Genomic DNA, 20458 nt, shown 5'->3' with positions numbered 1-20458 from the left:
ACGCACTCCAGTCGTATCTCAGGCCGCGATGACCGCAGCCGTCGTACGACCGCCGTCGACGTCGAGCACGATGCCGTGCACGAAGGAGGACTCGTCGCCGGCCAGGTACACGGCGGCGTTCGCGATGGCGTCCGGGGAGCCCATGGCGCCCGCGGGCGTGCCCTTCATCATGTTCTCGGCGGGGTGGACCTCTCCCGGTACGGGCGTCTGCACCACGCCCGGCGAGATCGCGTTCACCCGTACCCCCCGTGGTCCGAACTCCGCCGCCCAGGCGCGGGTCAGCGTCTCCACGGCTCCCTTGGTGGAGCTGTAGAGCGCGGCGACCGGAATGCCCAGGCGGGCGATCCAGGAGCCCAGGTTGATGATCGCCCCGCCGCCGGCCTCCACCATGGCGGGGGCGACGGCCGCGGTCAGGAAGAACGGGGCCTTCACGTTCACGGCGTAGACCTGGTCGAAGGTCTTCTCGTCGGTGGCCGGCGTGCTGTCGCCGGGGTAGATGCCGGCGTTGTTGACCAGGACGTCGATACGGCCGCCGAGAACCCGTGTCGCCTCCTGGGCCAGCGCCTGCGAGGCCGCCGCGCTGCCGTCCAGGTCGGCCCGCACGAAGTCGGCACGGCCGCCGCGGGCACGGATGCCGGCGACGACCTCCTCGCCCCGCTCGGCGCTGCGGCCGGACACGGCGACGTGCGCTCCTTGGGCGGCGAAGGCCTCCGCGATCGCCCGCCCGATGTTGCTGGTCGCTCCGGTCACCAGGGCGGTTTTGCCCGCGAGCCGCATCGACATGTTCCACTCCGTTGCTTGATTCCCCACCGGGGGTCCGAGCCGGGTCCTGGGTGGTGGGCGGCCAGGACGCGGGTGCCACTGTGCTTCGGAAAAAATGGACTGGCAAGTCCAGAAGAGGGGAGCGGCGGTCAGGGGGCGTGTGGGGCGGCGGGGCGTTCCGCGTGGGTCGGAAGCGTCCGGCCCAGGCGTGCCAGTGGGGACAGCGCCATCAGCACAGGAGAGAGCAGCATCCCCGCCGCCGTCGTCAGGAGGCCGGCCCGCAAGGTCCATTCCTGTGCGAGGAAGCCGCCCAGGAGGGAGCCGAGCGGGGTCGTTCCCATGCCGGCGAACGTGATCGTGGCAGCCGCGCGCGCCTGCATCCCGTCCGGAGTGACCGACTGTCGTACGGCCATGACCGTGACGTTCACCAACTGGCCGCCGGTCCCGAACACGAAGCCGATCGCGAGGAGCGCCGGAACCGTCAGCGCGCAGGAGCCGTGCAACGCGGGTACGCACAGGAACGCGCCGTCGCCGAGCGCCGCCGCGGACACGAGCACCGGGCCGTGGCCGAACCGGCGCGGCAGGCGCGCGGCCAGTACCGAGCCCAGCAGGGCGCCCGGTCCCGTCGCCGCGAGCGCCAGTCCGACCGCCGTGCCCGAGAGGTGCAGCTCACGCGGGAGGTAGAGCAGGTAGACGGTCATCGTGGCCGCGAAGAAGAACTGGAAGGCGGCCGAGGCGAGGCAGACCGTCCGCAGTGAGGTGTCGCTGGTCACGAAGCGGAGACCTTCGTGGATCCTGCGCGCCATGCGCGGGGGACGTCGCGTGCGCTCCGGGATCGGTTCGCGGTGCCGGATCCGTCGTATCGAGAGGAACGACAGCGCGAAGAACAAGGCGCTGGAGGCGGCCGCGACCGGTGCCGACAGCAGGGTCACCAACGTACCGCCGAGCGCGGGGCCGCCTATCTGGGCCGCGGATCTGCTGCCTTCGAGGGCGCTGTTGCCGCGTACCAGCTGATCATGTGTCACCAGCCTTACCAGGGACGCCTGGTAGGCCACATCGAAGAACACGGACAGCGCGCCGACGGTGAAGGTGACCGCGAACAGCGCGGGCAGGCCGAGCAGACCGAGGAGACCGGCCAGCGCGGCGGCGGCCAGTGCCAAGGCGCGGCCGGCGTCCGACAGCACCATCACCGTGCGCGTGCGCCAACTGTCCACCCACGCGCCGACGAAGAGCGACAGCAACAGGACCGGCGCCTGCCCCACCGCACGGAGGGCGCCCAACTCGCCGGCGCCGGCGTGGAGCGTCAGGACGGCGAAGAGCGGCAGCACCAACAGGCTTGTGTGTTCGCCGAGTTGGGAGGCCGTTTGGCCGAACCAGAGGCTGCGGAAGTCGCGGTCCCGCCACAGGCTCGACGTGGCGGGGGAGGGCGAGGGGGAGGGGAAGGGGGAGGAAGCGGACGGCACGGGAGTCCTCGGGTTGCGCGCAGACAGGGGTGAAGGCTCGCTGTGCCGCAGAACCGAGGGCAGCACGCGATGACGGGCCGATCACGGCCTACGACGTCAACGCGCGCTCGGACGACCGGGCATGTCTCTTCACTCCTCGTGGGTCGCTCGCCGGACCACGACCCGGACCCTAGACCTCAACCAGGCGGCCGGGAAAGGCGATTAACGCCCGGGCGGACCTCCGAGCGACTCGTATCGCTCGAACGTCACCGCCGGTGGCAGTGCGGTCCGGTGCGGGCAGGCCTCGAACGCCTGGATCACGAACCCCGCGAAGCGGCGGGAGGCGTTGGCCTGGAGGGTGGGCGACGGGGCGTGGATCCCTTTGTTGGCCATGAGCATCAGGACGAGGTCGTCGAGCGTGAAGTCGGGCCGCAGACGCCCCGCGTCCTTGGCTCGTCGAGCCAGCGCGTCGACCGCTTTGAACTGGTACGCACTGCTCTCCGTCACCGCCGCCACGTCCGCTCCCGGGAGCGTCGACATGAACGCCTCGGTGAACCCCCGGTCACGCGCGTGCAGTTCACAGACCTTCTCGACGACCGTACGGAACCCACGCCACGGATCGGGATCGGCGCAGGCCGCGTCGACGATGTCACGGCAGGCGCGCAGTTGGTCCGCGAAGGCGGCGGTCACGAGCGCCTGCTTGGTCGCGAAGTGCCGGTACAGGGTGGCGGGCCCGACCTCGGCGTGCCGGGCGATCTCCCGCATCGGCACGTTCAGGCCCTCGGCGCGGAACAGCGCTCGGGCCGCTTCGAGGATGCGTTCGCGGTTGACCTGCGCGTCGGAGCGGAGGGGGTGAGGCAAATCGTCGGTCACGCTCTCACTTTAGCCAAACGGACGGGGGCGTCCGTTACGGTCCGAAGGCGTGACCGTGGCCGTGCCCGCAGCCGCCGCGGCCGTCTCGTACAACCCCTGAACTGAACCGAACTGAACGGAGACGACGTTGAAGGCCATCGAGATCAAGGCGTTCGGAGCACCGGAAGGTCTGGCCGTGGTGGATCTTCCGGCGCCGCTGCCTGCCGCCGGTGAGGTCCTCATCTCCGTGGCGGCGGCCGGCGTCGGGGGCGTGGACACCCTGATCCGGAGTGGTGCGCTGGCCTCCTACGGCTTCACGGAGGGGTTCGTCCCCGGCGGCGAGGTGGCGGGGACCGTCACCGCGGTCGGTGACGGTGTCGACGGGGCGTGGATCGGCCGCCGGGTGTGGGGATCCTCCGGCGCGGGCGGCGGCTACGCCGAACAGGTCGCCGCCTCGGTGGAGCGGGTCGTTCCGCTCCCCGCCGACCTGTCCGCCGTCGACGCGGTGGCCCTCGGCAGCGCCGGGTCCGTCGCGCACTTCGCCCTCGCGCACGCCCATTTCGCGCCGGGGGAGACCGTCCTGGTGCGCGGCGGGTCCGGCAGCCTCGGGCTCATGACCGTGCAGCTGGCGGCGCGCGGTGGAGCCTCGGCGGTGGCGGTCACGACGTCGTCGGCCGAGTGGGGTGAACGCCTGCGCGCGCTCGGGGCGACCCACGTCCTGGACCGCTCTGGCAACGGCGGCGCGGACGCGCCCGCCGGCTACGACGTCATCATCGACATCGTCGCCGGCGCCGACCTGCCCACGTTCTTCGACCGGCTCCATCGAAACGGCCGCCTCATCGCCGTCGGCGTGGTCGGAGGGCAGCCGCCGGCGGACTTCGGTACGAAGCTCATGGCCTCCTTCCAGAGGTCGCTGACCTTTGCCACCTTCAGCCTCGACACGGTGGACGAGGCCGCCCTGCGGGCCGAGCGGAGCGAGCAGTTCGCCGCCGCCGGCCGCGGTGAACTGGAGGCGGTCGTCCACGAGGTGCTGCCGTTGGACCAGGCGGTGGAGGCGCACCGGAAGATGGACGCCGGTGAGGTGTTCGGCAGGATCGCGCTGGTCCCGTAGTCCCGTGCTCAGCCTCCGCGTCCCACGGGTGGCAGGCCGATGCCCGTACTCGTGCAGGCACTTCAGTCCGCGCAGCGGCCCTCCGTGACGCCCTGGGCAGCGCGTCCCCGGAGCGGAAAACGGGATGCGGGTGCGCGTCCCCACGCCTAGCGTGAGCGGCATGCGCGTCGTCTTCACCAAAGGCCCCGGCACGAGTTACGACATCGCGGTGCACCGCGAGACCGGCGCGGCGCTGGCCCCGCGCAACGGGCCCGGCGGACACCCGTACCTGCCGCACGACCTGGTGCACTTCCTCGTCGAGGCGGAGGCGGGGATCAGGCTCGGGGTGTACGGGCGCCTGGCCGCCGGCGACAACGGCCTGTTCTGGCCCGCGGATCCCGCCGAGCGCAACAAGGCGGCCCGCCGCCGCAAGTCCAAGCCGACGACACCGACCCCGCAGGCCAGCGCGGACATGGCACGCTCGGAGGAACTGGCGGCCATCGCGGTCCCCGTCTGGGAGATCCGCCGCGGCCACACGAAGACGCTCCCGGCGTACGTGCGTGCCGACCACGTCCCTCCGGTCGTCGACCGCATCGTGGCCCGCTTCGACACGTACGCGGACCGCTGGCACGCCCTGTCGGTGGGCGGGAGCCTCGAACTCAGCTGGTAGGACCGGGTCGTTCGACCTTGCGGGGGACTGCGGAGGTGGGTGCGCCGGCCAGGATCTGCACCCCGGCCGCCTCATGCCCGTTCATCGTGGCGACCGTGACGGGGCGGGTGTCGACGGGCGTGAAGTCGGTGAGCAGGTCGGTGAACCAGTCGTCGTGGTGGTGGCGGCAGACGGCGCCGTCGGCGGTGCGGAAGACTCCGTAGGTGCTGCCGCCGTGGCGTGCGCCGAACTCGGTGTAGCGGTCGCGATGGCGCTGGTCGTGCTGGAGGAGCAGATCGCTGAGGTAGAGCCGGCCCCCCGGTTTGAGGACGCGGCACAGCTCGCCGATCAGCCGTCGCTGTGCCTGATCGTCGGGGATGCAGGTCAGCACCGCGAAGAGGACGACCAGGTCGATGCTCGCGTCCGGGCACGGCAGGGTCGGCGCGGTGGTCAGCACCTCGAAGCGCATCGCCGGATGCAGACGGCGGGCGCGGGCGATCATCCCCGGTGAGGTGTCGACGCCGAAGAGGTTGCCGAAGCCGTGCTGTTCGAGGGTGCTCATGGTCCGGCCGTATCCGCAGCCGTAGTCGAGGATCACCGCGTCACGGTCGAGGCCCTCCAGCCACGGAGTGTGGAGCGGATGCGTGAATCGCTTCGTCTCCGCGACCGCGTCCCAGTAGGCGGCCTGGTGGTTGAGGTCGGACATCGGACCATCCGTTCGGCGTAGTGGGTTAACGATTCGTCAGGTGAACCACGCGGCGGCCCCGCAATCCCGCCCGGTTGCGTCGCGATACTCGGGCATTCAGCCAACTGACCGGCAGGCACAAGCCCGTTCGTGTCGCCGGCCCGCACATCAAGGAGTTCCGCTTGCCTATCCGACGTATGGTGACCAGCGCCCTCGGTGCCACCGCCTTCGCGCTCGCCTCCCTGGGCGCGGTGACCGCCACCGCCGGCCCGGCCGCCGCCGACCCGTGCGGCTTCTACAAGACCTCAAGTGACGCCTTCTACAACCACTGCACCTCCGACGGCTCGAACGTCGTCATCCACGTCAGGACCGCCCTGGCACCGGACTACGAACGGTGTGTCGGCCCCGGCAGGAGCTGGTTGGGTTCCGCCGGCAAGATCCAGGGCGCCCACTACACGGGCCGTACCTGTTGACGTACGGCCGGCGGTAACGGCGTGACGATGTGAGCCGACCACGCCTTGGCCGGTGCGATACGGCCAAGGCGGACGCCCTACTGTCATCGCCATGACGGAGCTGAAGCCGCAGCCGCAGCAGCGCACACACGAGGACGCCCCGGGCGTGGCCCGCCTGATCGCTTTGTCCGACGGCATATACGCCATCGCGATGACCCTTCTCGTCATCGACCTCGCGGTGCCCGCGGGCCTGAACGACGCCGCGTTCCACCGGGCCCTGAGCGACGAACTCCCCAGCCTCGGCGCCTTCGCCCTCAGCTTCACCCTCCTCTCCGGGTTCTGGCGTGACCAGCGCCGCATTCTCGCCACGCTGCCCGTCGATTCGTTCGTGATCACCGAGCTGATCCTGCTCGGCCTGGGCCTGGTCGCCCTGTTGCCCTTCCCCACCGGGCTCCTGGCCGAGTACGCCTCCCAGCCCGACGCCGTCGCCCTCTACGCCGGTGCCATGGCCGCGATCCACGCGGTGCACACCACCCTGCTGCTCCTCACGCAGCGCCAGGTGCACCCCACGCCCACCGCGCCCGACGCCGTGGCCCGTCGCCGCCTCGCCGCCCAACTCGGTTCCAGCGTGCTGATCTTCGGCCTCTCCATCCCCCTGGCCTACGTCAACACGAACGCGGCCATGTGGTTCTGGATCGTGCTCGTCCCCACCCACTTCGTCCTCGGACGCTTCCCCCGCCGGGTCCCGCACGAGTGAATCGCCCGGTCGGGCAGAGTGAGTGGCCCTCCGCCGGGGCGCTGCTCGCCGGGCGGAGTGGCGGCACGGTGGTCCGGGCCGCGTTCGCCGGGCTCTTCGGGACACGGCCGTGGCTACGCCCACCCCGAGTCAGTCGCCCCAGACGCCTCGCCCCCAACACCCCACCGCCAGGACCGCCATCCCCGCGGCCCCCGCCGCCGCGAGCGCGAAGCCGCCCCGTGCGCCGAAGGCGTCCACCGCCCGGCCGGAGAGTGCCGCCGCGCCCGCCGAGCCCGCCGCGCCCGCGGAGTTCAGCCAGGTGAAGGCCTGGGTGAGGACGGCTCGGTGGACGGTGGACTCGGCCAGGACCGAGAGGAGCACCAGGACGGGCGGGATCGTGGCGCCGGTGAGGACGATCACGGAGCCCAGCGCCAGGGGTGAGCCGGCCGTGAGGAGGAGCAGGCAGGCCAGCGCCAACCCGGATGTCGCTACGACGAGTTGTGTCTGCGGGGGCGTGCGCCATCGACGCGTCCCGTACAGCCAACCGGCCAGCAGGCCGCCGCAGTTCGATGCCGCGAAGATCGGTGCCGCCGCGGTCGCCGCGTGGTGCTCGACCGCGAAGGCCGTCACCGAGACCTGTACGGCACCGAAGTACACGCCGATCGCGAGGTTGAGGCCGATCAGCGCCGCGAATCCGGGGCGGAGGAGCGAGCCTCTTGTGCGGGAGCGTCCGGCGGCTCCGGGAACCGGCGCCGATGTCGATGCCCCGGTCGGTGATGTCAACGGCCTTGGCGCGGTGCGGTGTTGGGCGGCGAGGGCGCCTCCGCCGGTCACCACCAAGGCGGCTGCCAGTACGGTGCCCAGCGCCGGATGCCCGTTCGCGCCGAGGACGCTGACCAGGGTCGGGCCGGCGAGGTAGCCCACGGCGTTGCCGAGGGACTCCAGGGAGAAGGCGCTGGGCAGTTCGGCGGGTCGCCGCTCGCGGAGCAGGGCCACCCAGCGGGCCGCGGACAGCGCGCCGAGCTGAGGGATGGTGGCGCCGACCAGCACTCCGCCGACCGTCATGAGTCCGGGCGGGCCGTCACCGGCGACCAGGGTCAGCAGCGTGGCCACCGCCAGGGCGTGGGCGAGCAGGAGGGGTGGCAGTACCCGGGTCTGGCCGAAGTGGTCGATCAGGCGGGCGAGTTGCGGCCCGACCAGGGCCTCGGCGACGGCGAAACCGCCGCTCACCAGACCGGCCGAGGTGTAGGAGCCGGTGCGGCCGTGCACCAGCCAGACGATGCCGAGGCCGGTCATCGCGATGCCGACGCGGCCGACGGTCGCGGTCAGGAAGAAGGCCGCGGCGCCGGGGGTGCGCAGCAGACGGGGATAGGGCGCCGACGACACGGCGATTCCTCTTCGCTGCCCGGCGGGGCGGACCACCCTGGGTCGTCGGTGCCCATTCACCGACCCGTGGTCATCGCCTGGAACCGTCCAGTGGTGGCGCGAAGCGGGGACACACACCCCACGCCGACTCCGTCACCGGGCAGAAGTCTCTCGTACGTTCGGGAGACGATACTTCAGATGGACGGCGAGGGGCGTCTGGACGACCCTGACCGGCTCGACGGGACGCGGTCGCGCCCCGCTGCCCAGCCCTTCGAACAGCCGCAGTCCGTCTCCCAACAGGGCGGGCACCACGTGCAGTTGGAGCTCGTCGATGAGCCCCTCCGCGAGGTACTGCCGCACCGTGCTCGCACCGCCCGCGATGTCGACGTTCCGGTCGCCGGCGGCTGCCTTCGCCCGGTCGAGAGCGCTGTGGACGCCCTCGGTGACGAAGGTGAAGGTGGTGCCGCCCTCCTTGACCAGGGTCGGCCGGGGGCGGTGGGTGAGGACGAAGACCGGAGTTCGGAAGGGCGGGTTGTCGCCCCAGAACTCCTCGCCGGTGTCGTACATCATCCGGCCCATCACCACCGCCCCCGTGGCGTCGAACCACTCGCGCATCAGCTCGGAGTCCTGGTTGTCCTCCCCTCCCGTCATGCCCTGGCGCTCCCGCCAGCTCGCCAGGTTGTGGATCCAGTCGAAGAGCGGCTCGGCGCCGTGGCCCCCGGGGTTGTCGAGGGTCACGTCGGTGCCGGCGATGTAGCCGTCGAGGGAGATGGCCATGTCTGCGGTGACGGTCACGGCGGGTGCTCCTGACTCCTGTGCGTCATGGAAGTACTGCCTTCACCCTCGCGTCGATCGGGGACCGGCGCATTCGACACGCCCGACGCCCGACATCCCTCGCTGCCCCGTCGCCCCCGGCCACTCCCTCTCAGGCCGCCGCTTCCCCCAACTCCCGCACCAGCCGCGCGGCGACCGGCACACCCACCCCGTGCCGCTGCGCCGCGCGCAGCAACGCGCCGCCGATGGCGTCCAGTTCGAGCGGGCGGCCGGCCTCCGCGTCGCGTTGCATCGAGGACTTGGTGCCGGGTGGGAAGGCGTCGTAGCGGGCCAGGGACTGGGCCGGGTCCGACGGGCCGCCGCAGGCTCGGCTGACCGCGGCCGTCTCCTCCACCAGGGCGGTCAGTTCGGCGCGGTGGCGGGTGCGGACCTCGCCCAGGGGGAGGGCGTAGCGGGTGGTGAGCAGGGCGAAGGGGGCCAGGAACGACATCTTCGCCCACAGCGTCGCCGTCTCGTCGTCGAGGACGCGGGTGGTGGGACCGGCTGTGTTGAGGGTCCGCGCGAGGGTGTCGAGCCGCTCGCGGGGGACCGGGTCGCCGGTCAGGTCGATCTCCGCGAACGGGCTGCCCAGCTCGATCAGGCCCGGCGCCGGCCGGGTGGACTCGGCGCGGATGACGGCCGGGGCGACCAGCTCGCGGCGGTAGCGGGCGCGCAGGGCCGCCGGGTGTTCGACGCCGTTCAGGAACGGTACGAGGAGCGCGTCGCCCAGGGCGGCGGGCGGTACGCGCTCCAGGGCCGCGTCCAGGGCTGTGTGCTTGACCGCCACCAGGCAGACGTCGACGGGTTCCCGCAGCACCGCGTCCGCCTCGACGCGGGCCGTGAAGTCGCCGTACAGGCCGCTGCGGACCCGGATCCCGTCCGTCCGCAGCGTCTGGGCCGTCGTGTCACCGGCCAGGCAGATCACCCGGTGTCCGGCGCGGGCCAGCAGCCCCGCCAGCAGGCCGCCGATACCGCCGGGGCCGAGCACCGCCACCGTGAGTTCGTCGTTCGCCATGATGTCGTACGTCCCTTCGCCGGTCGGCCCCGTGATGGTGGCCGCCTCGAACGGGATCATCCCAGGCCTCGCCGGATCGGGGGAGACCGGTGGAGACTGGTCGCATGTGCCGAAGCATCAAGACACTCCGTCCGCCCGCGTTGCCCGAGGAGGCGACGGAGGAAGAGATAAGGGCCGCGGCCCTGCAGTACGTACGCAAGGTGTCCGGCTTCCGGGCCCCGGCCGCGCACAACCAGGAGGTCTTCGACCGGGCCGTCGACGCGGTCGCCGAGGCCACGGCGGAACTGCTCGCGGGGCTGCAGGTGCGGGGCCAGGGACAGAAGGCCGGCGCCTAGGGGCTCAGCGGGCTCAGGGGGCCGAGGGGCTGTCCACGACGGCCGCCTTCTCCGGGCGGCGCATCACGTACGCCGCCCCCGCGCCCGCCGCGAACAACGCCAGCACGGACACCCCGGTGCCCAGCCATGTCGTACCGAGCCAGCGGCCGCCGTAGTAGCCGAGGGCGACGCTGTACGCCGCCCAGGCCAGGCCCGCCAGGGCCGACCAGGGCAGGAACTCGCGGACCCGGCGGTGGGCGGCGCCCGCGCCGAGGGAGACGACCGAGCGGCCGGCCGGGGCGAAGCGGGCGAGGATGACCAGGGCGCCGCCGCCGCGGGCCAGCGCGACGCCGAGACGTTCCTGCGCCAGGGTCAGCCGGCGGGAGCGGGCGATGGCGCGGTCCAGGCGTTCGCCGCCCCGCCAGGCCAGCCGATACGCCACCAGGTCGCCGAGGACGGAGGCGGTGGCCGCGCAGAAGATGAGCGCCAGGATGTCGGGCACCTGGGTCGGGACCTGGCTCGGCACCTGCCCGGTCGCCGAGCCCGCGGCAGCCGCGGTCGCGGCCGTGATCACCAGCACGCCGCTCGGCAGCACCGGCAGGAACACGTCCAGCAGGACCGACAGCGCGACCATGGCGTAGATCCATGGACTGCCCGTCAGCGTCCCCACACTCTCCAGCACCGCGACTCCCCGTGAACTCCCCCGTGGCCAGACCGTGCCGCATTGTCGCGGGGGAGCGGCAGGGGCGGCCATCAACAGCCATACAGCGTACGCCTGGGGTGTGACAGGAGATTCATCGGGGGCGCGTGGGATCGGCACACGACGTTCACCCGGCTGCCGTCCCCCGGCGGGCGCGGGCCGCCGGTGTCCCGTAGCACGGAGTGGGGGCGACCTTCGGCCGCAGCGGCCGTACGACGTGAGGAACGGTACAGATCATGGTGGCAGGTATATGCGCGGGCGCCGTCGCGGCGGCCGTGCTCGCGGCCGGCACCGGCGGTGCCCACGGCTACTCGATGCACACGGACGCACGCTTTGCGCCGCCCACCGCCTTCGTCCCCTCGGCGGCGATGACCTACGACACGAAGCTGGTGCCGGCCGGTGCGTGGATCGAGGTGGGCCAGCGGACCGCGGAGAACGGTGCGACGACCGTGCGGCTGCGGGTCGAGGGGCTGGCGCCCGGGCACGCGTACGCCGTCCATGTGCACCGGAAGCCCTGTACCGCCGACCCGGCCGCCGCGGGCGGGCACTACCAGCACGAGGTGGGCACCGACGCGGCCCATGTGAACGCGGACAACGAGGTCTGGCTCGACTTCACCGCCGGCAAGGACGGCTCGGGTGAGGCCAGCGCCCGCCACGACTGGGGTTTCCGGCGCGGCGAGGCGTCCTCGGTCGTCATCCATGACATGCCGGGCACGCACGGCGCCCGCGTGGGCTGCTTCACGGTGCCGTTCGGCTGGGTCGCCGGGTGAGCCCGTGAGCGGGGGGCGGCGAGCGGCCGGCTAGTCGACGCGGGCGAGTTCGGCGTTCGTCGGCCGCGGATCCGCCTCCGACCCGGCGGCTCTCCCACCGGCCCCCGCCTCGTCCGCCGCCACCCGCAGTACCGCTCTCGCCACGGCGTCCGCGTCCGAGAGCGACACCGAGTCCACCCCGGGGCGGGCGCCCGCCGCCGTCACCCAGTGCACGCCCTCCGTCGGCACGCCGAAGGCGAACCGCCGTGTGTGGGCGTGTCCTTGACGGTCCATCAGGCGGTACGGCCGCTCCGTGACGTCCAGGCCGCCGGTCTCGTAGCCGTCGACGGTGTGCGGTCGGCAGCGGCCCGTCTTCAGGAGCCGGGCGAGGAGGGGGTCGGCGGTGCGGCGCAGGTCCGGTTCCGGGAGGCGGGCCTCTATGAGGGTGGTCACGCGGGTCGCGGAGCCCGGTACTTCGGGGGAGCGGGCCAGCCAGGCGCCGTCCGCCTCGGTGACCTCCAGGCGGGGGCCGAGGACCTGCACCACGCCCGCCTCCACCAGCGCGGCCAGTTCCTCGATGCGGCGGCGGGGCGGGCCGATGGAGAGGAAGGCGTTGAGCGGGGTGTACCAGCGGTCCAGGTGGTCGCGCCGGGAGGTGCCGGTCAGGCCGCCGTGGTCCACGACCTGCCGCAGTTCGTTGCGCAGGTCGCGCAGGACGTCGAGGGCCGCCTTGAGCGGGCCGTCCACTGTGCCCAGCGCCGCCTGCGCCGCGTCCTCGCGCAGGTGGGCGAGGAGCCACTCCCGCCACTGTCCGGGATGCGCGAACTCCCTTTCCCGGTACGGCCGTGAGACCCGGTCCCAGCTCCAGCGCCGGGCGGCGGGTATCCCGAACTCGTCGAGTACGTCCGCCTCTTGGGGGTCGCCGTGCGGTACGGACAGGAAGCGTGCCGCGAAGTCCGGGCGCCGTGGGCGTCGCAGCAGAGCCGTGTAGTAGACCGTCTCGACCTCCTTCGCCACCAACGGCCATATCTCGGCGAGGAAGTCGGGCGCCTCGCCGTTCTCCGCGCGCTTGCGGAAGCCGGCGATCACGTCCGGGGTCAGGACGCGCGGGGTGTGGCGGCCGTAGGGGCCCTTCGCGTTGTCGCCGCGCGCCTGGTAGGGGACACCGCGTCGGGAGCCGGCGTACAGGCGGGGTTCGCGGCCGGAGGGGACGTAGCGCAGACCGCGACGGGCGGAGACGAAGCGGCCGCCGCGGCCGGTGGTCAACAGGGCTGTGTGGTCGAAGAAGTTGAGGCCCAGGCCGCGCAACAGCACCGGCTCGCCGGGCGGTACGGCGGACAGGTCGACGTCGGCCGGATTGGCGGGCGGGACATGGCGCAGGCCGTGCCGCTCCGCGTAGGCCGCGAGGCGTTGCTGTGTGCTGTCGGGGACCGTCGGCAGGTGGCCCTGGGCCAGGACGACCGCGGTCAGGCCGGTGAGCAGTCCGCCGTTGTCCAGGGTCAGCAGCTGGCGGCCGTCGGAGGAGTCGTCGAGGCGTACCGCGCGCGCCCGGTGCGGGACGACGCGGACCGCCGCCGGGGCCTCGCGCACGGTCTTCGCGAAGACCCACTCCAGGTAGCGCCCGTAGTGCGCGCGGGTCGGGTACTCGTCCGCGCCCAGCTCCCCGTCCGCCCACTCGTACAGGCTCGGACCGGGCCGCACGGGCCCCGAGCAGTCCACGCTGTCGTCGGTGAAGAGGGTGACCTGACAGGCCACGGTGTTCATCAGCAGCTCGGGCGACTGCCCGGTGCGCCACACGCTGCCCGCGCCCGGCGCGGCGGGGTCGACGACGTGCACGGTCAACCGGACGCCCGGCGGGAGGAGTTCGGGCACCGAGGCGCAGAGGCGTTCCAGGACGCTGGTGCCGCGCGGTCCGGCGCCGACCACGGCGAGGGAGACGGAGGGCGGTGCCGCGGTCGGTGCAGACAAAACGGGGACTCCCGGGCGTGTGGGGCGCTTGGCAGCAAACCGCCTGGTGGAAGCAGACGGTCCGCATCATCATGCCCTCGGCAGTCACGTAAGCCAACGCGGGCCCCACCTGTCCCAATTGCCCCGCATATGAGGGTGGGGGCGGGGTCATTCGGAGGTCAGGACGGACTCCGTCACCGTCTTCAGATCGCCGACCGTCCCCGCCTCCGCTCCCGCCCGCACTCGCGCCTGCTCCAGCCGCAGCCCCGCCGAACGCCCGCGCAGCGTCAGTGTCATGAGCTGGTTGCCGAACCAAGGCCCGCCCTTCCTGCGCCACTTGACCGGCAACGGCGCGCACCGGCCGTGGTGCAGGAACCGCCGGCCCAGCGCACGCGCCACCGCGCTCCAGCCGAAGCGGAAGCCGACGCGCATGTACGCCGGTACGGAGTTGTGGACCGGCGAGCAGGTCAGCTGCAGCACTCGCGCGTCCGGCGCGCCCTCGGCCCAGGTCGCCTCGGCCACGTACGCGTGATGCACGTCTCCGGAGAGGACGAGCACGCTCGCCGGCGCGGTGGGCCCGGAACCGACCTCGGCGATCAGGTCGGCCAGAGCCGTGAAGGACGTCGGGAAGGCCGCCCAGTGCTCCAGGTCCGCCGTGCGCCGCAGGTTCTCCCCGAACCGCGCCCAGCGCGCCCCGCGCTCCCCCCGGCACAGGGCCGCGTCCCACTGCTCGGCGTCGTGCACCAGATGCGGCAGCAGCCAGGGCAGTGAGGTGCCGATCAGGAGATGGTCGTACGACTCCCGGTCCGCCAGGGCTTGTTCGCGCAGCCACTGGGCCTCGCCCGGGTCGAGCATCGAGCGGGACTCCTCGTCCAGGACGCGGGCCGCGCGGCTGTCCACCATCAGCAGCCGGACCCGGCCGAAGTCGCGCCGGTAGCTCCAGCGCACCGAGGTCGCGTCGGCGTCGGCCTTGGAGGCGAAGGCGCGCAGGTCGTCGGTGGCGTCCGGGACGGCGCGGACGGCCGCGTAGAGGGGGTCGGCGGCCAGCTCGTCGGGGGAGAGGTTGCCCAGGTGCTGGTGGACCCAGTACGACATCAGGCCGCTCAGGATCCGCTCCCGCCACCAGTCGGTGGCCCGCATGTCCTCAAGCCAGGCGGCGGAGGTGTTCCAGTCGTCGATCACGTCGTGGTCGTCGAAGATCATGCAGCTGGGCACGGTGGACAGCAGCCAGCGCACCTCGGGGTCGAGCCAGGACTCGTAGTAGAGGTGCGTGTACTCCTCGTAGTCCGCGACCTCGCTGCCCGGGGCGTCGCTCAGGCCGCGCCGGGCCGCCAGCCATCGCTTGGTCGCGTCCGAGGTCTCGTCGGCGTACACCTGGTCGCCCAACAGCAGGAGCACGTCCGGGCGTTCGCCGTCCGGGTCGGCCGCCATGCGGGTGGCGAGCGAGTCCAGGGCGTCGGGTCCGACGGGGTCGTGACCGCCGGCCGGCGGCGCGGCCCAGCGGCAGGAGCCGAAGGTGACGCGGACGCCGTCGTCGAGGACGCCGGTGCGGATCACGGAGGGCGGGAAACGGGAGTCCGGCAGCGGCCACACGCGCGTGCCGTCCAGGAACACCTCGTACGCGGTCGTCGTGCCGGGGGTCAGCCCGGTCACCGCCACCAGCGCGTAGTGATGGCCCGCGACCTGGAAGGTGCGGGCCTGTCCGGCGCTGCCGTCCGCGCAGCGCACCTCGGCGGTGCACGGTCGGCTCGCCTCGACCCATACGGTCGCGGACGAGCCGTCGGCATACCTCAGCAGTGGTCCCAGGCGCAGTTCGGCCACGATGATCGCCCCTCCTCCGTCGCACCGTACGGTATTGAACGACGGGGGAGGGCGGACAGTGTCCGGCGATCACCGTTACCGAATCAGCGGCCGTCGCCGGATCAGCAGCCGGAGAGGTAGCTCGTGAGCGCGGACTTCTCGGCCGAGTCGACGGAGAGGTCGTAGTAGTACTTCACCTGCACCCAGGCGCGGACGTAGGTGCAGCGGTAGGACGTGAGGGACGGCATCCAGGTGGCCGGGTCCTGGTCGCCCTTGGACTGGTTGACGTTGTCCGTGACCGCGAGGAGCTGCGGGCGGGTGACGTCGTTGGCGAAGGACTGGCGCTGGGCGGTGGTCCAGTTGCGGGCGCCGGAGTCCCAGGCCTCGGCCAGCGGCACGAGGTGGTCGATGTCGACGTCCGAGGCGGCGGTCCAGGTGGCGCCGTCGTAGGGGGAGTACCAGCTGCCGCTGGTGGAGGCACAGGCGGAGTCGGTGACGACGTTCGTACCGTCCCGCTTGAGGATGTACTCGCGGGTGTTGCAGGTGCCGCTGATGGTGATCCAGGTCGGGAACAGGTCCCGGGCGTAGCCGGTCCTGACCTCGGTCGCCACGGTGAGGGAGGCGAGGTAGGTGCGGGCGGTGGAGGCGCTGACGGGGGTGGGGAGGGCGGCGGAGGCGTTCGGACCGTTGAACAGAGCGACGGAGGCTATGAGTCCGGTGAACGCCGCGAGTATGCTCAGCCGTCGACGCGCGTAGAACTTCGGCATACGAACTCCCTTGGGGTGGGGGGACGTTGGAGTGCGAGCGAGGGAATGCTCGCGGTGCCGTGTTGCGGTGGGGTGTGCGTTGGGTAAGAAGCTAGTGACGCGTACATGACATGACAAGGTGCACGGTCGAACTTCTGCCGTGTGCGCCGGTCGCGTACAGTGGACGGCGCAGAAGGGGAGTAGCTCTTCGCTGGACCGTCGACATACTGCTCAGCTCGTCTGAGCCGGCGCCCAGAGGCAGGTTCGTCGCGATCGCTGCGGACGGATCGGCCAGCGAGACCTTCGGCAAGCAGTGCACTAGTCGTTTTTCGTGTGCGCTGTCATGCCGAGGTGTCCGCGGACAGCAATCGCACTCTCGGTGGGGCAGCCCCGACCGATTGAGGAACCTTGATCAGCTTTACCGTGACGGCAGTCGTCTTCGGTGTCGTCTTCCTGGCCGAACTGCCCGACAAGACCGCACTCGCCGGGCTTGTCCTGGGTACCCGTTACCGCGCCTCGTACGTCTTCGCGGGCGTTGCCGCCGCCTTCGCGCTGCATGTCGCGCTGGCTGTCGCCGCGGGCAGCGTCCTGACCCTCCTCCCGCAGCAGCTCGTGCACGCGATCACCGGTGTGCTCTTCCTGGGGGGTGCGGCCGTGCTGCTGATGAAGAAGGACGAGGGCGAAGAGGAGATCCGCAAGCCCGAGAACCAGTCCTTCTGGAAGGTTGCGGGCACCGGATTCATGCTCATCCTGGTCGCCGAGTTCGGAGATCTCACGCAGATCATGACGGCGAACCTGGCCGCCCGCTACGACGATCCGCTGTCTGTGGGTCTCGGTGCCTTGCTCGGCCTCTGGGCGGTCGCCGGGCTCGGCATCGTCGGCGGAAAGGCGCTGATGAAGCGGGTGCCGCTGGTGCTGATCACGAAGGTCGCGGCGCTGCTGATGCTGGCGCTCGGGGTGTGGAGCCTGTGGGAAGCGGTCACGGGCTGAGGTTCGGGGGCGGGGGTTCGGGGCAGGGGTCGGCCGAGCTGAACGTTCGGTGAACTGTTTCCCGAGTCGGTGGCGGATGCGGGAGATGTTTTGTACCGTGGATGAACAAAGTGGCTCCCGCCCGTTCTCCCTGACCGGCGGGCGGGGCGCTTTGTCCCTCCGGGGGTCCGACCCGCAGGCCCCTTCCCGCCGCCTTGGAGCTGCCGATGACGGCCACCACCGTGCCCACCGTCCTCACCGCCCGCGCCCTCCTGCTGGACATGGACGGCACCCTCGTCAACTCGGACGCCGTCGTCGAGCGCTGCTGGCGGCGCTGGTCGGAGCGGCACGGGTTGAACGCGGACGAGGTCATGAAGGTGGTCCACGGCCGCCAGGGGTACGCCTCGATGGCGGTCCTGCTGCCCGACCGGCCCATGGAGCAGAACATGGCCGACAACGCGCGCATGCTGGCCGAGGAGACCGCCGACCTGGACGGTGTCGTCCCCGTCCCGGGCGCCGCGGAGTTCCTCGCGTCCCTTGCGGGCCTCCCGCACGCCCTGGTGACCTCGGCCGACGTGGCCCTCTCGACGGCCCGCATGGCCGCGGCCGGCCTCGCGCTCCCGGACATCCGCGTCACCGCCGAGTCGGTCGGCGCGAGCAAGCCGGACCCCGAAGGCTTCCTCAAGGGCGCGGCCGAACTGGGCGTCGACCCCGCCGACTGCATCGTCTTCGAGGACTCGGCGGCGGGCATCGCGGCGGGGCGCTCCGCGGGGATGCGGGTGGTGGGGGTGGGTCCCCGGGCCGACTTCCATGAGCCGGACGTCGTGGTGCGGGATCTGACGCAGGTACGGGTCGAAGGCGTCGCGGGCGGCGGGATCCGGCTTTACGTGGCGTAGGGGTCTCGGACTGGGGGCGCGGGGGCGACGCTGGGTACGGGGTGGCTTGGGCGGTCTCTGGATCGGCGCCGGGCGCGATGTGGCTTAGGCGCGGCTCAGGCGGTCTCCGGATCGGCGCCGACCCCGGTGTGGCCTTGGAGGTCATCGTCCGGAGCTGTGCGTGATCGGGCTTGGGCGGTCTCCGGATTCGTGGCGTGCGCGATGTGGCGCGGGCGGTCTCCGGATGGGCGCCGGTCCCGGTGTGGCCTTGGGGGTCATCGTCCGGCGCCGTACGCGATCTGGCTCAGGCGGTCTCCGGATTCGGATCGGGGGCCGTGACGAGCACGATGCCGCCTCGGAAGCCGCCCTTCGCCAGTATCGTGTGCGCTTCCGCGGCGCGCTCGAACGGGAACGTCCTGGCGACGCGCAGGTCCAGTCGGCCGCTCTCCACCAGGCCCACCAGTTCGGTGAGTTCGGCGCCGTCCGCACGTGCCTGCACCAGGCCGACCCCGATACCGCGCTCCGACGGCGGAACACCGGGCGGCGTCACCGCGACGAAGAGACCGCCGTCGCGCACGGCCCCGATCGCCGCGAACCCGACCGACGCGGCGTCGAGGAGTCCGTCGACCCCGCTCGGCACGGACTTGCGCACCGCGTCGGCAGGATCCGCGCCACGGGCTACGAAGGTCGCCCCGAGACCGGTGAGGTACGGCTCGTCCTCCGGCGCGGCGACGGCGACCACGTCCAGGCCCTGGTGTCGGGCCAACTGGACCGCGAAAGCGCCGATGGCGCCCGCCGCTCCGGTGACGGCGATCCGATCACCGGCCCCCAGTCCGAGGATCCGCAGCGCCTGCGCCGCGGCGTGGGCGTTGAGCGGCAGCGTCGCCGCGGCGGCCGGTGCCACGCCAGCCGGGGCGGGCGCGAGGAAGGCCGCGGGCAGCACCACGAACTCCGCCTGAGTGCCGACCTTGGTCTCCGGCCAGTTCGACATCGCCAGCACGGGCTGCCCGACGTCGAAGCCGGACGTCCCGGGCCCGATCGCGTCGACGGTGCCGGCGGCGTCGACACCGAGCACGTACGTCGGTCCCGGGGGCACCATCGGGCCCAGCCAGCCGGCCCTGGCGACCACGTCCAAGGGGTGTACGGCGGCCGCCTGGACCCTGACCCGTACGTGCCCGGCAGGGACCTCGGGGATCGGGCGCTCGTCGACCGTGAGGACATCCGGGCCACCGAACTGGGTGAACGTGACGGCGCGCATGACGTCGACCTCCTCGGTGCGTGGGGATTCGGTCATCGCACCACTGTCCGCCCGGCCCACTTCGTGCTCCCAGCCAGACCGCCATATTGCGGCTGAAGCTCCATGTCCATCGATCGAGTCTCTCTATAATTCCGTCATGGATGTGATCGACCGGCGGATCGTTCAATGCCTGCTGCGCGACGGGCGGGCCTCCTTCCGGCGGATCGCCGAGGTGGCCGAGGTCTCCGAGCAGACCGTGGCCCGCCGCTACCGCGCCCTGGTCGCCGACGGAGCCGTCCGCGTGCGCGCCCTGCCCCGACACGGGCTGTACGGCGACCAGACCTGGTTGGTCCGGGTCCAGTGCCGTCCTGACGCCACCGACGCCCTGGCGGACGCGCTGGCCGCCCGCGAGGACACCTCCTACGTCAGCGTCACCTCCGGCGGTTCCGAGGTCGTGTGCCAGGCCCGCACCGGGCTGCGCGACCAGGGCGGATCAGTGCTGCAACGCCTGCCGCGCACCGCCAAGGTCCTGGGCTTCGACGCCTGTGCGGTCATGCACATGTACCTGGGCACCCGCGCCAAGTGGCTCGCCTTCGACGACCCTCTGACCGACGACCAGGCGGCACTGCTGCACGCCTCCGACCCGCAGCGGCGCGCCACCGCCGGAACGACCGACCCGGAACTCCGCGACGACGTGGCCCCCCGCGACCAGGACGCCCCGCTGATGGCCGAACTCGCCCGCGACGGACGCGCCGGTGTGGTCGAACTCGCCCGCGCCTGCGGCTGGTCGAAGTCCCGGGTCTCCGCGCGCCTGGAGGAACTGCTCGCGGCGGGGGCCCTGCGCGTCGCCGTGGACCTGGCGTACCCGCGCTTCGGCTTCCACGCCCCCGCCTACCTGTGGCTCACCGTCGCCCCCGGCCGCCTGAACGCCACCGGCGAGATGCTCTCCGCCCATCCCGAGACCACCTTCGCCGCCGCGGTCACCGGATCCGCCAACCTCCTGGTGACCGTCACCTGCCGCACCATGGACGATCTCTTCGCCTATGTCACCACCAAGGTCGGCGCCCTCGACGCGGTCCACCAGGTCGACGTCGTCCCGGTCCTGCACCGCCTCAAGCAGGCGGGCACCCGACTCCGCGACGGCCGCCTGATCCCGACCTGAGCGGCAAGGTGGTGATGCACGATGTGTCGGTCAGATCGATGCATGACGGAAGTACAGTCAGAGTGAAGCCGCCTCGTTGGAGGTTCGACGCGGGTTCA

21 protein-coding genes are annotated in these 20458 nt (G+C 72.1%); 9 read left to right on the top strand and 12 right to left on the bottom strand.

From position 1 onward, the window contains the following. Positions 1 to 18 precede the first annotated feature (18 nt). From ACIQI8_RS13180 to ACIQI8_RS13170, 3 genes are all read right to left on the bottom strand, one after another. The gene (locus ACIQI8_RS13180) at positions 19 to 783 is read right to left on the bottom strand and encodes an SDR family NAD(P)-dependent oxidoreductase (protein ID WP_402348417.1); all 765 of its coding nucleotides are present in this window, start codon (positions 781 to 783) and stop codon (positions 19 to 21) included. A 128-nt stretch (positions 784 to 911) separates the two neighbouring features. Then, positions 912 to 2225, bottom strand: coding sequence for an MFS transporter (locus tag ACIQI8_RS13175; protein WP_402348415.1), 1314 nt, complete (start codon positions 2223 to 2225; stop codon positions 912 to 914). 201 nt (positions 2226 to 2426) lie between these two features. After that, on the bottom strand, positions 2427 to 3077 hold the full coding sequence (locus ACIQI8_RS13170) for a TetR/AcrR family transcriptional regulator (RefSeq protein WP_402348412.1): 651 nt from the start codon (positions 3075 to 3077) through the stop codon (positions 2427 to 2429). A 127-nt stretch (positions 3078 to 3204) separates the two neighbouring features. On the opposite strand from ACIQI8_RS13170, the gene ACIQI8_RS13165 reads away from it, so the two are divergent. Next, a complete protein-coding gene (locus ACIQI8_RS13165) occupies positions 3205 to 4167 on the top strand; it encodes a zinc-binding dehydrogenase (protein WP_402348409.1) in 963 nt (320 codons plus the stop codon). A 160-nt stretch (positions 4168 to 4327) separates the two neighbouring features. Beyond that, positions 4328 to 4816 carry a hypothetical protein gene (locus tag ACIQI8_RS13160; RefSeq protein WP_402348406.1) on the top strand — a complete coding sequence of 163 codons (489 nt, stop codon included), beginning with the start codon at positions 4328 to 4330 and terminating at the stop codon, positions 4814 to 4816. Here the strand turns inward: ACIQI8_RS13160 and ACIQI8_RS13155 are convergent. After that, positions 4806 to 5501, bottom strand: a complete 696-nt coding sequence (locus ACIQI8_RS13155) for a class I SAM-dependent methyltransferase (protein WP_402348404.1) — start codon at positions 5499 to 5501, stop codon at positions 4806 to 4808. The two genes, ACIQI8_RS13160 and ACIQI8_RS13155, sit on opposite strands and share 11 nt — an antisense overlap. 176 nt (positions 5502 to 5677) lie before the next feature. Between ACIQI8_RS13155 and ACIQI8_RS13150 the strand changes: the two genes are divergently transcribed. Together ACIQI8_RS13150 and ACIQI8_RS13145 are read left to right on the top strand one after the other, a co-directional pair. Continuing rightward, positions 5678 to 5953 (top strand): DUF6355 family natural product biosynthesis protein, encoded by a 276-nt coding sequence (locus ACIQI8_RS13150; RefSeq protein ID WP_402350415.1) that lies wholly within the window; start codon positions 5678 to 5680, stop codon positions 5951 to 5953. Between the two features lie 91 nt (positions 5954 to 6044). Further along, positions 6045 to 6689, top strand: coding sequence for a TMEM175 family protein (locus tag ACIQI8_RS13145; RefSeq protein WP_402348401.1), 645 nt, complete (start codon positions 6045 to 6047; stop codon positions 6687 to 6689). A 129-nt stretch (positions 6690 to 6818) separates the two neighbouring features. Here ACIQI8_RS13145 and ACIQI8_RS13140 read toward each other — a convergent pair whose 3' ends face one another. The 3 genes from ACIQI8_RS13140 to ACIQI8_RS13130 form a co-directional block, all read right to left on the bottom strand. Further along, the gene (locus tag ACIQI8_RS13140) at positions 6819 to 8054 is read right to left on the bottom strand and encodes an MFS transporter (protein WP_402348398.1); all 1236 of its coding nucleotides are present in this window, start codon (positions 8052 to 8054) and stop codon (positions 6819 to 6821) included. Between the two features lie 132 nt (positions 8055 to 8186). Further along, the gene (locus tag ACIQI8_RS13135) at positions 8187 to 8828 is read right to left on the bottom strand and encodes a dihydrofolate reductase family protein (protein ID WP_402348395.1); all 642 of its coding nucleotides are present in this window, start codon (positions 8826 to 8828) and stop codon (positions 8187 to 8189) included. Positions 8829 to 8958: 130 nt separating this feature from the next. Then, complete coding sequence (locus ACIQI8_RS13130) at positions 8959 to 9861, bottom strand: ketopantoate reductase family protein (RefSeq protein ID WP_402350412.1); 903 nt, start codon at positions 9859 to 9861, stop codon at positions 8959 to 8961. A gap of 104 nt (positions 9862 to 9965) precedes the next feature. On the opposite strand from ACIQI8_RS13130, the gene ACIQI8_RS13125 reads away from it, so the two are divergent. Beyond that, positions 9966 to 10196, top strand: coding sequence for a DUF2277 domain-containing protein (locus ACIQI8_RS13125; RefSeq protein ID WP_402348392.1), 231 nt, complete (start codon positions 9966 to 9968; stop codon positions 10194 to 10196). A 13-nt stretch (positions 10197 to 10209) separates the two neighbouring features. Here the strand turns inward: ACIQI8_RS13125 and ACIQI8_RS13120 are convergent, their stop codons facing one another. Then, a complete protein-coding gene (locus tag ACIQI8_RS13120) occupies positions 10210 to 10857 on the bottom strand; it encodes a DedA family protein (RefSeq protein WP_402348389.1) in 648 nt (215 codons plus the stop codon). 254 nt (positions 10858 to 11111) lie between these two features. Here ACIQI8_RS13120 and ACIQI8_RS13115 point away from each other — a divergent pair, with 254 nt between their 5' ends. Beyond that, positions 11112 to 11645: a superoxide dismutase family protein gene (locus ACIQI8_RS13115; RefSeq protein WP_402348386.1), complete on the top strand. Its 534-nt coding sequence runs from the start codon at positions 11112 to 11114 to the stop codon at positions 11643 to 11645. Positions 11646 to 11675: 30 nt separating this feature from the next. Here the strand turns inward: ACIQI8_RS13115 and ACIQI8_RS13110 are convergent, their stop codons facing one another. From ACIQI8_RS13110 to ACIQI8_RS13100, 3 genes are all read right to left on the bottom strand, one after another. Then, positions 11676 to 13592 (bottom strand): FAD/NAD(P)-binding protein, encoded by a 1917-nt coding sequence (locus ACIQI8_RS13110; protein WP_402348383.1) that lies wholly within the window; start codon positions 13590 to 13592, stop codon positions 11676 to 11678. Positions 13593 to 13739: 147 nt separating this feature from the next. Further along, the gene (locus ACIQI8_RS13105) at positions 13740 to 15392 is read right to left on the bottom strand and encodes an alkaline phosphatase D family protein (protein ID WP_402348380.1); all 1653 of its coding nucleotides are present in this window, start codon (positions 15390 to 15392) and stop codon (positions 13740 to 13742) included. A 101-nt stretch (positions 15393 to 15493) separates the two neighbouring features. After that, positions 15494 to 16138 (bottom strand): HNH endonuclease family protein, encoded by a 645-nt coding sequence (locus tag ACIQI8_RS13100; protein ID WP_402348377.1) that lies wholly within the window; start codon positions 16136 to 16138, stop codon positions 15494 to 15496. 387 nt (positions 16139 to 16525) lie between these two features. On the opposite strand from ACIQI8_RS13100, the gene ACIQI8_RS13095 reads away from it, so the two are divergent. Both ACIQI8_RS13095 and ACIQI8_RS13090 read left to right on the top strand, forming a co-directional pair. Beyond that, the gene (locus tag ACIQI8_RS13095; protein ID WP_402348374.1) at positions 16526 to 17107 is read left to right on the top strand and encodes a TMEM165/GDT1 family protein; all 582 of its coding nucleotides are present in this window, start codon (positions 16526 to 16528) and stop codon (positions 17105 to 17107) included. 206 nt (positions 17108 to 17313) lie between these two features. Further along, entirely contained in the window at positions 17314 to 17982 is a 669-nt protein-coding gene (locus ACIQI8_RS13090; RefSeq protein WP_402348371.1) for an HAD family hydrolase, read from the top strand. 283 nt (positions 17983 to 18265) lie between these two features. Here the strand turns inward: ACIQI8_RS13090 and ACIQI8_RS13085 are convergent, their stop codons facing one another. Further along, a complete protein-coding gene (locus ACIQI8_RS13085; RefSeq protein ID WP_402348368.1) occupies positions 18266 to 19255 on the bottom strand; it encodes an NADP-dependent oxidoreductase in 990 nt (329 codons plus the stop codon). Between the two features lie 100 nt (positions 19256 to 19355). Between ACIQI8_RS13085 and ACIQI8_RS13080 the strand changes: the two genes are divergently transcribed. Beyond that, entirely contained in the window at positions 19356 to 20360 is a 1005-nt protein-coding gene (locus tag ACIQI8_RS13080) for an Lrp/AsnC family transcriptional regulator (protein WP_402348365.1), read from the top strand. Positions 20361 to 20458 lie beyond the last annotated feature (98 nt).

The organism is Streptomyces sp. NPDC092369 (assembly GCF_044755245.1).
Lineage (GTDB): Bacteria > Actinomycetota > Actinomycetes > Streptomycetales > Streptomycetaceae > Streptomyces.
This window is presented reverse-complemented; position numbering and strand designations above follow the sequence as displayed.

Excerpts from the sequence above, each read along its gene's own strand:
- ACIQI8_RS13180 (WP_402348417.1), bottom strand. The coding sequence starts at position 783 with ATGTCGATGCGGCTCGCGGGCAAAACCGCCCTGGTGACCGGAGCGACC.
- ACIQI8_RS13160 (WP_402348406.1), top strand. The coding sequence starts at position 4,328 with ATGCGCGTCGTCTTCACCAAAGGCCCCGGCACGAGTTACGACATCGCG.
- ACIQI8_RS13155 (WP_402348404.1), bottom strand. The coding sequence starts at position 5,501 with ATGTCCGACCTCAACCACCAGGCCGCCTACTGGGACGCGGTCGCGGAG.
- ACIQI8_RS13150 (WP_402350415.1), top strand. The coding sequence starts at position 5,678 with ATGGTGACCAGCGCCCTCGGTGCCACCGCCTTCGCGCTCGCCTCCCTG.
- ACIQI8_RS13145 (WP_402348401.1), top strand. The coding sequence starts at position 6,045 with ATGACGGAGCTGAAGCCGCAGCCGCAGCAGCGCACACACGAGGACGCC.
- ACIQI8_RS13130 (WP_402350412.1), bottom strand. The coding sequence starts at position 9,861 with ATGGCGAACGACGAACTCACGGTGGCGGTGCTCGGCCCCGGCGGTATC.
- ACIQI8_RS13125 (WP_402348392.1), top strand. The coding sequence starts at position 9,966 with ATGTGCCGAAGCATCAAGACACTCCGTCCGCCCGCGTTGCCCGAGGAG.
- ACIQI8_RS13115 (WP_402348386.1), top strand. The coding sequence starts at position 11,112 with ATGGTGGCAGGTATATGCGCGGGCGCCGTCGCGGCGGCCGTGCTCGCG.
- ACIQI8_RS13100 (WP_402348377.1), bottom strand. The coding sequence starts at position 16,138 with ATGCCGAAGTTCTACGCGCGTCGACGGCTGAGCATACTCGCGGCGTTC.
- ACIQI8_RS13090 (WP_402348371.1), top strand. The coding sequence starts at position 17,314 with ATGACGGCCACCACCGTGCCCACCGTCCTCACCGCCCGCGCCCTCCTG.
- ACIQI8_RS13085 (WP_402348368.1), bottom strand. The coding sequence starts at position 19,255 with ATGACCGAATCCCCACGCACCGAGGAGGTCGACGTCATGCGCGCCGTC.
- ACIQI8_RS13080 (WP_402348365.1), top strand. The coding sequence starts at position 19,356 with ATGGATGTGATCGACCGGCGGATCGTTCAATGCCTGCTGCGCGACGGG.